This window comes from Thalassobaculum sp., assembly GCF_040219615.1.
GTDB lineage: Bacteria > Pseudomonadota > Alphaproteobacteria > Thalassobaculales > Thalassobaculaceae > Thalassobaculum_A.
The window spans coordinates 63,421-75,801 of sequence record NZ_JAVJSE010000037.1 but is presented as its reverse complement, the minus strand read 5'-3'; the positions used below and the strand labels follow the sequence as shown (position 1 = coordinate 75,801).

The following is a 12,381-nucleotide window of genomic DNA, read 5'->3' as shown; positions in this document are numbered from 1 at the left end:
ACCGGGTCGCGAGCACCGTGGAACCTTCAGCGCCCCGGGCGGGCGCATCGACAGGGAGCAGCGGACGACGCTATGGCAGAGAAGACCAAGACCACCCGTGCCCAGAACGGCAAGGCCGACGGCGACAGCAACGTCGTCACCATCAAGAAATACGCCAACCGCCGCCTCTACAACACCGCGACCAGCAGCTACGTCACCCTCGACCACCTGTGCCAGATGGTGAAGGACGACGTGGACTTCGTGGTGTACGACGCCAAGACCGGCGAGGACATCACCCGCGCGGTGCTGACCCAGATCATCGTGGAGGAGGAGGCGAAGGGCCAGAACCTGCTGCCCATCAGCTTCCTGCGCCAGCTCATCGGCTTCTACGGCGACAACCTGCAGATGGTGGTGCCGCGCTACCTGGAGACGGCGATGTCGACCTTCGCCGACAACCAGGAGCGCATGCGCAGCTACATGCAGGAGGCGTTCGGCGGGCTGTTCCCCTTCACCCAGTTCGAAGACATGACGAAGACCAACCTCGCCATGTTCGAGCAGGCCATGAAGATGTTCACGCCGCCGGCCACGGGCGCCGACGGCAAGCCGACCGCCCCGGCCGATCCGGCCTCGAGCGGCGACCAGACGGCGGCCGCGGTGCGCACCCTGCAGGCGCAGGTCGAGCAGCTCCGGCACCAGCTCGACCGGCTGGGCGACGACAAGGGCAAGGGCTGACCGCCCTCGCCGGTTCGTGACCGGCGGGCTCCCGCCGGGTTAACCCTTGGTCAACCGGACCGTGCGATCCTGACCCGTTGACAGCGGGCGCGAGGTCGCATGATCACGCCCATCATTCCGCCGGGACCGGTCCCGGCCCCATACGCCGCGACCCCGGCCGGCGACCGTCCGGCCGGGACCGAGTTGCGCGTGCCGGCCACGGATTCCGGCCAGCCTCGCCAGTCGGCCGCTGCCGCGGATCCGCGCCGGGTCCCGCCACCGCCCCGCATCGAGACGCTCCGCCCCGAGCAGGCGGCGCGCGGCGACCGTGCCGATGCCCCGGCGGCCGGCCGTGCGCTCCCGCAGCGCGCCGCGCCCGGCGGCCCGGACGACGCCGGCCAGGATCCGCGGTACGACCGGTCCGGCGCCGGGCCGGAATTCGAGGAGATCAGGGCCGGGCGGCCGCGACCGCGGCCGTCGTCGACCTTCCTGGCCCAGGCGATCGGGCAGGAGTTGGAGGCGGAGTCCCCCGGCACAGCCGGCGTCCGGGGCGCCGGGTCGGTCGCGGCGCTGTACCGGGAGACCCGGGAAACCGTCGACCGCGCGCGGTTCGCCGGGCTGACGCTGCCGCCGGACCGGCCGGCCTAGATCCGCCGACCGTCGGTCAGCGCAGCAGGATGCTGCCGATCTCGCGCAGCTGGGTGCGGGCGCGCAGCAGGTAGAAGCCCTGCACCGCCAGGTGGCTGGGGAAGTACAGCCCGTCCGGGGAGCCGTTGACCACCACCAGCGGGTTCAGCACCGCCGCTTGGCGCAGGGAATCCAGCATCTGGGTCCAAACCTGGCCGAGCTGCTTCTCCTTCAGCACCGGCTCGAAGTCGTCGCCGATCTCGCGCAGCAGGATGTAGTACCCGTACAGCCGGCCCTTGACCCCGTAGAACACGTCGTCGACCCGGGTATCGATCCAGGCGTCCCGGGTCTGCGCCAGGTGCTGGTCGATGGTCGCCGACGCCGAGCCCAGATCGGCGGCGATCCGGTCGATGGTGGCCAGCAGGTTGTCGGCCCGGCGCTCGAAGATCGCCTGCCCGCCCGCCAGCCGGTCGTTGTAGGCGAGCAGCGCGCGGCGCGCCGACCGGTACTGCGATTCCGACGACGCCGTCGGCAGCAGCGAGGTCGAGATGTCGTAGATCCACACGTTGCCGGGATATTTCAGCAGCCCGGCCGCCCGGTCGAGATCGGCATCGGCCTCCGACGAGCCGCGGGTGCGGCCGATCTGGTCGGTCATCTCGATCGCGAAGCGCGACAGCGCGTAGACGACGCCCTGCTGGTAGTTCGGCGTGTTGTCGAGCCAGGCCGAGGGATAGAAGAACGGGTCGTTGGCGACCCAGTGATGCCGGTTCACCTCGCGGTCGATCAGCCCGGCGGCGGCGGCCACCGCCCGGCTGGCGCCGGGCTTGGTGTCGACCGGCCGGAAGTCCGGGTCGTCGTCGACCACGTTCATCACGAGGCCGCCGACCAGGTAGTACAGCAGGGCGAGGACCACCAGCGCGGCAACGCCCCAGCCGCTCCAGCGCAGCACGCCCTTGCCCGGCAGCAACCGCCGTCGCGGTGCGGAATACTCGTCGTCCCAGTCGACGGCGGGGCGTGTCATGGCATTCTCCTCGGTGTCGGCACCTGAACAGACATAGGGAGGCGGCGAACCCGTGTCACCCGATCTCGACCCGGCGCGCCCGCGCGGCCTTGCCGCCGCCGGGGCGGAACGCGCCGCCGGATGCACGGTGCCGCGCGACGCGGTGGCGGCACTGCTCGACGCCCTCGACCTCGGCGTCCGCCGGCTCGACTTCGTCGCCAAGGCATCGACCTCGGAGGTCTGGAAGGCCGAGACCGCGGCCGGACCGCTGGCGGTCCGCATCCTGGCGCCCCATCCCGGCAAGCCGGCCGATTTCGACGCCGACGTGGCGCTGCGCCGGGCGCTCTCGGCGCGGGGAGCACGCGTGGCGGCGCCGCTGCTCGACCGCCGCGACCGCCCGGACCTGACGGTCGCGGCGCACGCCCCGGCCTGGGCGGTCGACCGCTGGATCGAGGGCGGGCGCGCCGATGCCGCCACGGCGGATACGGTCTGGCACGATCTCGGCGTCCTGCTGGCCGATCTCCACGGCCTGCCGGCCCGGGGCCACGGCCGGCTGCGGGTCGCCGGGGACCGGCTGGAGGGCCGCCTCGCCGGGCCGGGCGCCGGGGTCGCCGACCGCTTCGACCAGCCCTGGCCGTTCGACGGCTCGCGGCTGGCCGGGCACCCGCTGGCCGAAGCCGCGCCCGACCTGGTGCCGCGCCTGCAGCAGCTGGAGGACGCCATCCGCCGCGCCGCCGACGCCGTGCCGGCGATCATCCATGGCGACCTGAACGGCGCCAACATTCGGCACGCCGACGGCCGGCTGCGGGGCCTGCTGGACCTCGCCGACGCCGCCGTGCTGGTCCCGGCCTGGGACTTCGCCCTGCTGCGGCACTTCCACGGCGCCGGCGCCGTCGGCCGGACGCTCGCGGGCTATACCGCCGACCGTGAAAGCGCGACGGCGCTGGCCGGCGCCGCACGCCTGCTGGCCCCCGTCGTGGCCCTGCACCACCTCAGCCGGGCGCGGACCCTCGGCCTGCCGGCGCGCCGAACCTATGCGGTCGGCCGCCTGCGGCACGACCTGGCCGAGATCGAGGCGGGCCGGGAGCAGCCGGCATGACCGGCATCGAGCCGGGCGACGACCTCGGCCCCTGCCCGCTGTGCGGCCGGCCGATGCTGGCGGGCGCCAGCGTCGACCGGCACCACTGGGTGCCGCGCAAGGAGGGCGGGCGCGAGGCGGCGACGCTGCACACCGTCTGCCGCCGCAAGATCCACGCGGTGCTGAGCGAGCGCGAGATCGCCACGGCCTACGCCAACCTGGAGGCGCTGCGCGGCCATCCCGGGATCGCGGCCTTCCTGCGCTGGGTAGCCCGCAAGCCGCCGGAGTTCGTCAGCCCGCACCGCCGGGCGCGGCGGCGCTGACGGCGTTCCGTGCCGCGCTCAATACAGCTTGTTCTTCAGCGAATCCTCGATCCGGGCGTCCGCGTCGCCCGCGTCGATGCCGTCGACCTGGTCGGCCAGCATCTGCCCCAGGCTCGGCAGGGTCCGGCGCTCGACCCGGTGGTCGTCCTCCCACAGCTTGGAGCGGACCAGCGCCTTGGCGCAGTGCAGGTAGACCTCCTCGACCGCCACCAGGACGCCGGCGGTCGGCAGTCGGCCGCGCACCGCGGTCGGCGCCAGCAGGTCGTCCCCGGTCACCACCCGGGCGCGGCCGTTGACCCGCAGGGTCTCGCACACCCCCGGCACCAGGAACAGCAGGCCGACCCCGTCGTTGGTCATCAGGTTCGACAGGGTGTCGAGCCGGTTGTTGCCGGGCCGGTCCGGGATCAGCAGGGTGCGGTCGTCGAGCACCTGCACGAAACCCGGCGCGTCGCCCTTGGGCGACACGTCGCCGAGCCCGTCGGCGCCATGGCTGGAGATCACCAGGAACGGCGACAGCTCGATGAAGCGGCGGGCGTGGACGTCGAGCCGGTCGAGCTGCTTCCGGGCCGCCAGCCGGCTGGTCTCGCCGTAGCGGGAGCGGAGGTCCGTCTCGGTCGTAACCATCTCGTTCATACGTAGATTCCCTATCCGGGGTCGCTTTCGAGCAACGCGCGAGTGGACTAGACTTTCAGACAGTATCGAGTCGGTCATCGAAATGGCAAAGATGGGATGACCGGCCTGGAAGGATATCGCGGCAAATGAGCCTGACGGCACCGAGAAAGCTGACGCGCGTCATGGACGGGCTGTTCGCCCGCTTCGACTACGCCGGGCTGCAGGTGCTGGTGGTCGAGCCCGACGACGACAGCCGCGCCGCACTGGTCCGGGCCCTCGTGGCGCTCGGGCTGCCACAGCCCTCCGAGGCGGCGACCGCCGCCGGGGCGCTGGCGCAGGCAGCGGAGCTGGAGCCGAGCCTGGTGATCTGCGACATGCAGCTGGAGGGTCCGGACGGGACCGACGGGCTGGAGCTGCTGTTCCGCATCCGCGCCGACTCGACCACCCTGCCGACCGGCGTCCCGGTCGTCATGCTGGCCGGCGAGGCCGGCTCGCCGGGGGTCATGGAGGCCAAGCGGCTGGCGGTCGACGGCCTGCTGGTCAAGCCGGTACCGACCAAGCGGCTCGAGGCGCGGTTGAATGCCGTCCTGATGCGGCGGTTCCCGGAGCGTGTGAACTGGAACGCCTGACCGGCCCACCCGTCGCCGACGGGTTCCGACTGCCCGGCGAGTTCGCCCCGCACGCCGGAACCTGGATGCTGTGGCCGTGCCGCGCCGACACCTGGCGCGCCGACGCCGAGCCCGCCGAACAGGCCTTCGCGACGGTCGCCTCGGCGATCGCCGAGGCCGAGCCGGTGACGGTCGGCGTCCGACCCGACCGGCTGGACCGGGCGCGCGCCGTGCTGCCGGCCCGCGTGCGGACCGTGGCTATGGAGTCCGACGACGCCTGGATGCGCGACGTCGGTCCGACCGTGCTGGTCGGGCCGGGCGGCGAGCGCCGGGCCGTCGACTGGACCTTCAACGCCTGGGGCGGCGCCGTGCACGGCCTGTACCCGGACTGGGCGGCCGACGACCGGGTCGCGGCGGCGGTCGCCGACGCCGAGGGCATGGCCGGCTACCGCTGCCCGCTGGTGCAGGAGGGCGGCGGGCTGCACAGCGACGGCGCCGGTACCCTGTTCGTCACGGCGGAATGCGTGCTGAGCCCGGGCCGCAACGCCGGCCTCGGCCACCTGCTGGCCGAGCGGCAGCTGTGCGACTACACCGGCGCGGCCCGGGTGATCTGGCTGCCCCAGGGCGTCGCCGGGGACGAGACCACCGGCCATGTCGACAACCTGCTGCATGTGCCGGCACCGGGCATCGTGCTGCTGACCTGGACCGACGATCCCGACGACCCGCAGTTCCCGCGGTCGCGCGCCGCCCTGCGGGCGCTCGGCGCCGCCCGGGGCGCCGACGGCCGGCGCTTCGAGGTCCGCAAGCTGCCGATGCCCGGGCCGCTGCACATGACCGAGGCCGAGGCCGCCGGCCTGGTGCCGTCGGCCGGCGGCAAGCCGCGGCGGACCGGCGACCGGCTGGCCGGCTCCTACGCCAACTTCTACCTGGCGAACGGTCGCGCGATCGTGCCGCTGCTCGATCCGCGCACCGACGAGGCAGCACTGCGGATCATCGCCGACGCGGTTCCGGACCGTGAGGTGGTCGGCGTGCCGGCCCGCGAGATCCTGCTCGGCGGCGGCAACATCCACTGCATCACCCAGCAGGTCCCGGCAGGCTAGCGGATCCCGTCGATCGCGAGGGTGAAGTTCGGCTGGCTGCATCCGATCAGATGGTCGACGGTCGCGCCGTCCTCGGCACAGGGCAGCTTGACGACCGTGAACTCGGTCATTCGGCCATAGCTCAGCGCACGGCCGAGCACGATGCCGATGCCACCGGTATCGATCAGCTGCGCGTTGGCCGCGCGCAGGCCGGGTTCGCCGGCGGCCGGCGACCGGCTGAACAGCTGCCCGGTCTCGTCGTGTCCCAGCAGATCCACGAGCCGGCTGCCCCACAGCCGACAGCGCATCTCGAGCGGCCGCCGGACCAGGATCTGGTCGACATATATCAGCCCGTGCCAACCGACGAAGTCGTAGAAGTCGAAGTCGCTCCAAGCCGGCAACCGGTCGCCTCGCCACTTGCCGCGCCAGATCTCCACGAAGCCCGCCAACGGCCCGAACCGCGCCGCCGGCGTGTCGCGCGGCAGGTTGAGGAACCTGCGCCCTTCGGGCAGCTCGTAGTCGGGCAACGACATCGCAATGCTCCGCTCGACCCGGCAGACGCTCCACCCGGCCGGCGGCATTCTAGGGAAGGCGCGGTAAACAGCAGGTTTACGCGAATCCGGGCGCTGACGCGCGCGCATTTCTGCTCTATGTTCGCGCCCTCGACGGTGGGTCGAGCCCGTGAGGCGGGCTGGACCGGCCGTCGTCCCGCGCGACGGGCCGTTCCCTGCGGCACCGGGCCGGGCAGGCCTGTCCCTCGTGTCACCCCATGGAGCCGCCGATGGCGCCCGATTCGATCGGTCACAGCAACCGCCCGCTGAAGCGCGGGCGCAAGTTCCTGAACACCCCCGGCCCGACCAACGTGCCGCCGCGCGTGCTGAACGCCATGCACCGCGACACCATGGACCTGAACGACCCGGAGTTCCTCGACGCCGCCGTCGAGTGCTTCGAGGGCCTGAAGCGGGTGTTCCGGACCGAGGGCGAGGTGTTCTCCTACATCTCGAACGGCCACGGCGCCTGGGAGGCGGCCCTGGTCAACGTCCTGGTGCCGGGCGACCTGGTGCTGGTGCCGGAGACCGGCCACTTCTCGTCGAGCTGGGCCGACATGGCCAAGGCGCTGGGCATCCGGATCCAGAGCGTCCCCGGCGACTGGCGCCGTGCCCACGACCCGGAGAAGATCGGCCAGGCCCTGGCCGACGACACCGGCCACGAGATCAAGGCCGTGCTGCTGGTGCAGACCGACACCGCCACCGGCACCACCACCGACGTGAAGGCGGTGCGCGAGGCGATGAACCGCGCCAAGCACCCGGCCCTGCTGATCGTCGACACCATCGCCTCGCTCGGCACCATCGACTTCCGGATGGACGAATGGGGCGTCGACGTCACCGTCGCGGCCTCCCAGAAGGGGCTGATGATGGTGCCGGGCCTCGGCTTCGTCGCCGCCAACGCCAAGGCGGTCGAAGCCCACAAGGCGGCCGTCCGGGAACGCCGCTACTGGGACTGGACGCCGCGCATGAGCGGCCCCGGCTACCGGACCTTCTGCGGCACCGCCCCGCAGATCCACATCTTCGGCCTGCGCGAGGGCCTGGCCGCGCTGTTCGAGGAAGGCATGGAGCGGGTGTTCGAGCGGCACCGGGTGCTGGCCGGCGCCACCTGGAAGGCGATCGACGTGTGGGCCCAGGGCGGCGCCCTGGAGATCAACGCCACGGTCCCGGCCGAGCGCTCGCTGGGCGTGACCACGATCCGCTGCGCCGAGGGCATCAGCGGCGACCGGATCCGCGAGGTCTGCCGGGACGAGATGCTGGCCGGCGTCGGCGGCGGCCTCGGCGTGTTCGGCGGCAAGGCGTTCCGGATCGGCCACATGGGCGACATGAACGCGCCGATGCTCTACGCCTGCCTGGGCTCGGTCGAGGCGACCCTCAACTATCTCGACGTCCCGCACGTCGCGGGCGGGGTCACCGCGGCGGTCCAGCACGTGGCGGAGTACAAGAAGACACACGGGTCGACGACGTTCTGAGCGGCCCGTCGACCCGCAGGTCCCGGCTCGACGCTGCGCTTCGGCCGGGATGAGGTAGGTTGGGCACGACTTGCTTGCCGACCTCGTCCCGGCCGAAGCGGCGCCGCCGCACAGAGCCGGGCCCCAGCCACCGGAGCCGCGGAGTCCAGCCATGCCCGCACCCGACACCGTCAGCCTGGCCCTGTGGGCCACCAATCTCGGCCGGCCGCTGAACGGGCTGGACGCCTGGGCCGCCGGCATCGACGCCAAGATGGCGGAGGCCGCGGCGGCCGGCGCAAAGATCCTGGTGATGCCGGAATACGCCGCCGAGCAGTGGCTGGCGTTCAAGCCCGAGGGACTGACCACCGACCGCGAGATCCCGTGGCTGGCCGGGCAGGCGCCGGCGGCGCTGGAGCGTCTCGAAGGGCTTCCGGCGAAGCACGGCATCGGCCTGCTGGCCGGCACCATGCCGTGGACCGTCGACGGCCGGCAACGCAACCGGGCCTGGCTGATGCTGCCGGACGGCCGGGCCGTCCACCAGGACAAGCTGTGCCTGACCCCGGACGAGCAGGACCCGAAGACCTGGCTGCTGACCCCCGGCGACAGCGTGCAGGTCGTCGAATGGGACGGCCTGACGATCGTCACCCTGGTCTGCCTGGACGTCGAGATGCCGGCGCTGTCGACGCTGATCGCGCCGCACCGCCCGGACCTGCTGCTGGTGCCGTCGATGACCCTGCGGCGGTCCGGCTATGCCCGGGTGTTCGGCTGTGCCAAGGCCCGCGCCGTCGAGCTGATGTGCGCGGTGGCGGTGACCGGCGTGGTCGGCGCGTCGCCCGGCACCACCTGGAACCCGACCAACGTGTCCGGCAACGCGGTGTACCTGCCCTGCGAGAAGTCGCTGGGCTACACCGGCGTGCATTCCGAGACCCCGGCGGTCGAGGAGCACTGGGGCGACGGGCCGTTCCTGCTGGCCAAGGACATCCCGGTCGGCGCGGTGAGGGCCCTGCGCGACCGCGGCTCCGAGGTCTGGCCCGGGGCGTGGTCGGCCGACCATGTGCGGGTGGTGGCCGGTCTCTAGGCGCGGCGCCCGGTCGGCATACACATTTAATTATTTGCCTCTAAATTAGCGTCCATCGGTCAAACCGCAGGGCGCCCGCCATGCTCACGTCCCAAAACGATCCGGGCGACGGTATCGCCCCGGGCTCCTACTGCGAGGAAGTCCGACGGCTGGCCGACTACTGGAAACGGATCCATCCGGCAGAGGGCCTGCCGGGGCGCAACGATCTGGACCCGTTGGACATTCCCGACCTGCTGCCGAACCTGTGGCTGGTCGACGTGGCGCGCTCGCCCTGGCGCTTCCGGGTCCGGCTCATCGGCACGGCGATCGTTCGCTTCGTGGGCGCCAACCATACCGGGCAATGGATGCACGAGGTGTTTCCGGACTTCGAGAAGACCGGCGCCTATCGGGATCTGGTGACCTGTGCCGCCGACGGCCGACCGGTCGCCTGCACCGCCCGTGTGATATCCAATCCGGAGCGCACTTATGCGCGCGCCCAGCGCATCCACCTGCCGCTGGCCACCGATGGACGCACCCCCGACATGATCCTGTCGCTGACCCGGTACCTCACCGCCGTCGAGGATTGACGCGAGGCCGGTCGAGCGAGGTCCGTCAGCCCGGATCGGCGACCAGGCCGGTGGCCGCGATGCCGGCCATGGCGGCGGCTTCGTCCTGGTCGGAGGTGTCGCCGCTGACGCCGACCGCGCCGACGATGGCGCCGTCCGCGTCGCGGATCAGCACGCCGCCGGGAACCGGCACCAGCAGGCCGCGGGCCAGGGTGTTCACGGCGTTGACGAAATAGGCCTGTTCCTGCGCCCGCTTGAAGAGCGCGCGCGAGCCGCTGCCGAGCGCCACCGCGCCATGCGCCTTGCCCATGGCGATCTCGAGGCGCATGTGGCTGGTCCCGTCCTGGCGCTCGAACGCCTTCAGGTGGCCGGCCGAGTCGAGCACCGCGACCGCCAGCGGCTTCAGCCCGAGTTCGGCAGCCCTGGCGAGGGTCGCGGCGATGATGGTGCGGGCCTCGACGAGGCTGACGGTCGGCTGGGCGATCGGCATGGCGGTCTCTCCGGACAATCTGGGCGGCCGATCCTAGCGGCAGGACCGCGCCGTTCAAGGCCGCACGCGACCGGAACGGTTCCGGCCGTGACGGGGACCGTGCGCGTCACGAACCGAGTCCGCCGGCCAGCGGCGGCAGCAGGTCGCCGCGGACCAGGCGGCTCAGGATCGCCGGGACCGGCGGCAGCTGGCTGAGCGGGTACAGCAGCCGATCGCGCAGCACCGGCAGTATCCGGCTGTCCGACTGGTACTGCGGGGTGAAGGCCCAGCTCAGGACCTGGTAGACCCGGACATGCCAGCGTCGCGCGGCGGCGTAGCGCCGCAGCGCCGGCGCCACCCCGGCCGTCCCGCTTCCGGCCGTCCCGCCTCCGGCAGACCCGAGCGCGGCAGACCCGAGCGCGGCCGCCAGCGCCGCCGCGTCCAGCAGCGCCATGTTCGCGCCCTGGCCGAGCTGCGGGCTGGCCCGGTGCGCGGCGTCGCCGATGATCGCCAGCCGCTCGCCCCACGGGCGGCGCAGGGTGCCATGGGCATAGCGCGCCATGGTCATCTGCCCGGCCTCGGCGATCTGCTCGACGAACGGCGCGAACGCAGGCCACAGGCCGCAGGCCTCGTCGCGCCATCGCCCGACCCCGCCGTCCAGCCAGGCATCGTGACCGTCGGCCGGCAAAGACCAGAAGATCGCCGCCTTGCGGCGGTGCCCACCGGGCAGGGTCCCGATCGGCAGCACACCGAGCATGCGGTCGGCCCGGCGGTAGCACTGGCTGAGCCGATCCTCCGGCAGCGGGCTGCCGGCCGGCCAGTCGACCGTTCCCCAGATCGCGCCATAGGGCAGATCGCGTGCCCGCAGCGGCGAGATCGCCGACCGCGCGCCGCTGGCATCGACCACCAGATCGAAGGGCGCCGTCACCGAACCGTCCGCGAACAGCAGGCTGCCGGCCTCGACGCCGGTCACCCGGTGGCCGGGCCGGATCCGCGCGCCGGCGGCCACCGCCGCCGCATGCAAGGCATCGAACAGGGCGGCCCGGTGGATCGCCAGCCCGGCGGCGGCGTCGCCGCGGCGGTCGTACCACACATCCAGCACCGGCCGGCCGGTCGTCGCCTCGTGCCCGAGCATCCGGCGCACCCGGTTGCCCCGGGCCCGGGTCGCGGTGCCGGCGCCGAGCCGGTCGAGCACGGCCTGCCCGACCGGCTGGATGATCAGCCCGGACCCGACCGGTGCGGGCGCGGCATACTGGTCGAACACCGTCACGCCATGCCCGGCCCGCGCCAGCAGCGCCGCCGCCGCCAGCCCACCGATCCCGGCGCCGGCAATCGCAATCTCCACAGGCCCCCCGTGCGCTGCCGTCCGTGTCCGCGTCGCGCCCCGGACAGCATTCCACAGGAGCGGGGGCACCGTCGACGCGCCGGCAGGCGGGTCCCCGACGTATCAGGTGCTAGTCGGCGACGAAGCCGAGATTGGTCAGCCGCAGGGTCGCCAGGTCGACGCCCTGGCCGCGCAGCACGGCGCGCCGGACCTGCTCGCGCAGCCGGGCCTCGCCCGCCCGGTCGCCGGCCTCGCGCAACTCGCGGACGCGATGGGCCGAGACGATCGCCAGATAGGCCATCGCCACCGCGGCCTCCTGCTTGTCGGCGTCCGACATCACGATCAAGTCGGGCGCATGCAGCAGCGCGTCGGCCACCGAATCGCGGACCTGCCGGACACCGCCGAGATAGTCGATCGCCTGGCCGTCCCTGACCACCTCCCAGGCGATCACGTAGTAGGCGGTCGTGACGTCGGCGAGGTTGCGGCTGGAATAGCCGGCGAAGCTGAGGAGCCGGTCGAACTTGCGCCAGATCTCGTCGTTCGCGACCGACCGGCTGATCCGCTCGCGGTCGACCGGATCGTCGGTGGTGGCGAGCAGGCTGTCGAGCAACCGGTCGCGCGCCGCCTGCTCGGCCTTCCAGGTCCGCCGGAACTCCAGGACCGAGGCCGGCAGCCGGGCCGGGCCTGAAACCGTCTGCAGGCCCCGCAGGGTGGCGGCACTGACCGGGATCACCGCCTTGTCGAAGATCGCGGCCGAATAGAAGGCGCCGTCGGTCTCGTCCGCGGACAGGGCGACGGACGGCAGTGGGAAGAGAAGCAGCAGGCCGGCGACACCGGCCTTCGCGATTCGGACAATGGAAGCAGGCGACGGGAGCAACAGCATCGCCAGAGTCTGGCGCTGCCGCAGTGACAATTCAGTGAGATACGCGTGACATCTTCGAGTGCCGGTCGG

Annotated in this window: 15 protein-coding genes; 9 read left to right on the top strand and 6 right to left on the bottom strand. The window is 72.6% G+C overall.

Annotated elements, in window-relative coordinates; translation table 11 throughout:
• The first annotated feature begins 72 nt into the window (after positions 1–72).
• Both phaR and RIC31_RS18425 read left to right on the top strand, forming a co-directional pair.
• Entirely contained in the window at positions 73–711 is a 639-nt protein-coding gene (gene phaR / locus RIC31_RS18430; protein ID WP_350111116.1) for a polyhydroxyalkanoate synthesis repressor PhaR, read from the top strand.
• A gap of 99 nt (positions 712–810) precedes the next feature.
• Positions 811–1,338, top strand: coding sequence for a hypothetical protein (locus tag RIC31_RS18425; RefSeq protein WP_350111113.1), 528 nt, complete (start codon positions 811–813; stop codon positions 1,336–1,338).
• Between the two features lie 16 nt (positions 1,339–1,354).
• Here RIC31_RS18425 and RIC31_RS18420 read toward each other — a convergent pair whose 3' ends face one another.
• Complete coding sequence (locus tag RIC31_RS18420) at positions 1,355–2,338, bottom strand: DUF2333 family protein (protein ID WP_350111110.1); 984 nt, start codon at positions 2,336–2,338, stop codon at positions 1,355–1,357.
• A 52-nt stretch (positions 2,339–2,390) separates the two neighbouring features.
• On the opposite strand from RIC31_RS18420, the gene RIC31_RS18415 reads away from it, so the two are divergent.
• Both RIC31_RS18415 and RIC31_RS18410 read left to right on the top strand, forming a co-directional pair.
• Entirely contained in the window at positions 2,391–3,416 is a 1,026-nt protein-coding gene (locus tag RIC31_RS18415) for a phosphotransferase (protein ID WP_350111107.1), read from the top strand.
• Complete coding sequence (locus RIC31_RS18410) at positions 3,413–3,718, top strand: HNH endonuclease (protein ID WP_350111104.1); 306 nt, start codon at positions 3,413–3,415, stop codon at positions 3,716–3,718. Before RIC31_RS18415 ends, RIC31_RS18410 begins: the two co-directional genes overlap by 4 nt.
• 18 nt (positions 3,719–3,736) lie before the next feature.
• Here RIC31_RS18410 and RIC31_RS18405 read toward each other — a convergent pair whose 3' ends face one another.
• Positions 3,737–4,351, bottom strand: coding sequence for a pyridoxamine 5'-phosphate oxidase family protein (locus tag RIC31_RS18405; protein WP_350111101.1), 615 nt, complete (start codon positions 4,349–4,351; stop codon positions 3,737–3,739).
• Positions 4,352–4,476: 125 nt separating this feature from the next.
• Between RIC31_RS18405 and RIC31_RS18400 the strand changes: the two genes are divergently transcribed.
• Together RIC31_RS18400 and aguA are read left to right on the top strand one after the other, a co-directional pair.
• Positions 4,477–4,959 (top strand): response regulator, encoded by a 483-nt coding sequence (locus tag RIC31_RS18400; RefSeq protein ID WP_350111098.1) that lies wholly within the window; start codon positions 4,477–4,479, stop codon positions 4,957–4,959.
• Positions 4,947–6,038, top strand: coding sequence for an agmatine deiminase (gene aguA, locus RIC31_RS18395; protein WP_350111347.1), 1,092 nt, complete (start codon positions 4,947–4,949; stop codon positions 6,036–6,038). Before RIC31_RS18400 ends, aguA begins: the two co-directional genes overlap by 13 nt.
• Here aguA and RIC31_RS18390 read toward each other — a convergent pair.
• Positions 6,035–6,550 carry a PAS domain-containing protein gene (locus tag RIC31_RS18390; RefSeq protein WP_350111095.1) on the bottom strand — a complete coding sequence of 172 codons (516 nt, stop codon included), beginning with the start codon at positions 6,548–6,550 and terminating at the stop codon, positions 6,035–6,037. The genes aguA and RIC31_RS18390 overlap by 4 nt on opposite strands.
• Positions 6,551–6,798: 248 nt before the next feature.
• Between RIC31_RS18390 and RIC31_RS18385 the strand changes: the two genes are divergently transcribed.
• The 3 genes from RIC31_RS18385 (at position 6,799) to RIC31_RS18375 (ending at position 9,657) form a co-directional block, all read left to right on the top strand.
• Entirely contained in the window at positions 6,799–8,034 is a 1,236-nt protein-coding gene (locus RIC31_RS18385) for a pyridoxal-phosphate-dependent aminotransferase family protein (protein ID WP_350111092.1), read from the top strand.
• Between the two features lie 151 nt (positions 8,035–8,185).
• The gene (locus tag RIC31_RS18380; RefSeq protein WP_350111089.1) at positions 8,186–9,091 is read left to right on the top strand and encodes a nitrilase-related carbon-nitrogen hydrolase; all 906 of its coding nucleotides are present in this window, start codon (positions 8,186–8,188) and stop codon (positions 9,089–9,091) included.
• An 80-nt stretch (positions 9,092–9,171) separates the two neighbouring features.
• Positions 9,172–9,657 (top strand): PAS domain-containing protein, encoded by a 486-nt coding sequence (locus RIC31_RS18375; protein WP_350111086.1) that lies wholly within the window; start codon positions 9,172–9,174, stop codon positions 9,655–9,657.
• Between the two features lie 25 nt (positions 9,658–9,682).
• Here RIC31_RS18375 and RIC31_RS18370 read toward each other — a convergent pair whose 3' ends face one another.
• From RIC31_RS18370 to RIC31_RS18360, 3 genes are all read right to left on the bottom strand, one after another.
• The gene (locus RIC31_RS18370) at positions 9,683–10,126 is read right to left on the bottom strand and encodes a GlcG/HbpS family heme-binding protein (protein ID WP_350111083.1); all 444 of its coding nucleotides are present in this window, start codon (positions 10,124–10,126) and stop codon (positions 9,683–9,685) included.
• Between the two features lie 106 nt (positions 10,127–10,232).
• The gene (locus RIC31_RS18365; protein WP_350111080.1) at positions 10,233–11,450 is read right to left on the bottom strand and encodes an FAD-dependent oxidoreductase; all 1,218 of its coding nucleotides are present in this window, start codon (positions 11,448–11,450) and stop codon (positions 10,233–10,235) included.
• Between the two features lie 109 nt (positions 11,451–11,559).
• The gene (locus RIC31_RS18360) at positions 11,560–12,312 is read right to left on the bottom strand and encodes a hypothetical protein (RefSeq protein ID WP_350111077.1); all 753 of its coding nucleotides are present in this window, start codon (positions 12,310–12,312) and stop codon (positions 11,560–11,562) included.
• Positions 12,313–12,381: the final 69 nt, after the last annotated feature.

Coding starts and splice junctions, on each gene's coding strand:
- phaR (WP_350111116.1), top strand. CDS start 73: ATGGCAGAGAAGACCAAGACCACCCGTGCCCAGAACGGCAAGGCCGAC.
- RIC31_RS18425 (WP_350111113.1), top strand. CDS start 811: ATGATCACGCCCATCATTCCGCCGGGACCGGTCCCGGCCCCATACGCC.
- RIC31_RS18420 (WP_350111110.1), bottom strand. CDS start 2,338: ATGACACGCCCCGCCGTCGACTGGGACGACGAGTATTCCGCACCGCGA.
- RIC31_RS18410 (WP_350111104.1), top strand. CDS start 3,413: ATGACCGGCATCGAGCCGGGCGACGACCTCGGCCCCTGCCCGCTGTGC.
- RIC31_RS18405 (WP_350111101.1), bottom strand. CDS start 4,351: ATGAACGAGATGGTTACGACCGAGACGGACCTCCGCTCCCGCTACGGC.
- RIC31_RS18400 (WP_350111098.1), top strand. CDS start 4,477: ATGAGCCTGACGGCACCGAGAAAGCTGACGCGCGTCATGGACGGGCTG.
- RIC31_RS18390 (WP_350111095.1), bottom strand. CDS start 6,550: ATGTCGTTGCCCGACTACGAGCTGCCCGAAGGGCGCAGGTTCCTCAAC.
- RIC31_RS18385 (WP_350111092.1), top strand. CDS start 6,799: ATGGCGCCCGATTCGATCGGTCACAGCAACCGCCCGCTGAAGCGCGGG.
- RIC31_RS18380 (WP_350111089.1), top strand. CDS start 8,186: ATGCCCGCACCCGACACCGTCAGCCTGGCCCTGTGGGCCACCAATCTC.
- RIC31_RS18375 (WP_350111086.1), top strand. CDS start 9,172: ATGCTCACGTCCCAAAACGATCCGGGCGACGGTATCGCCCCGGGCTCC.
- RIC31_RS18370 (WP_350111083.1), bottom strand. CDS start 10,126: ATGCCGATCGCCCAGCCGACCGTCAGCCTCGTCGAGGCCCGCACCATC.
- RIC31_RS18360 (WP_350111077.1), bottom strand. CDS start 12,312: ATGCTGTTGCTCCCGTCGCCTGCTTCCATTGTCCGAATCGCGAAGGCC.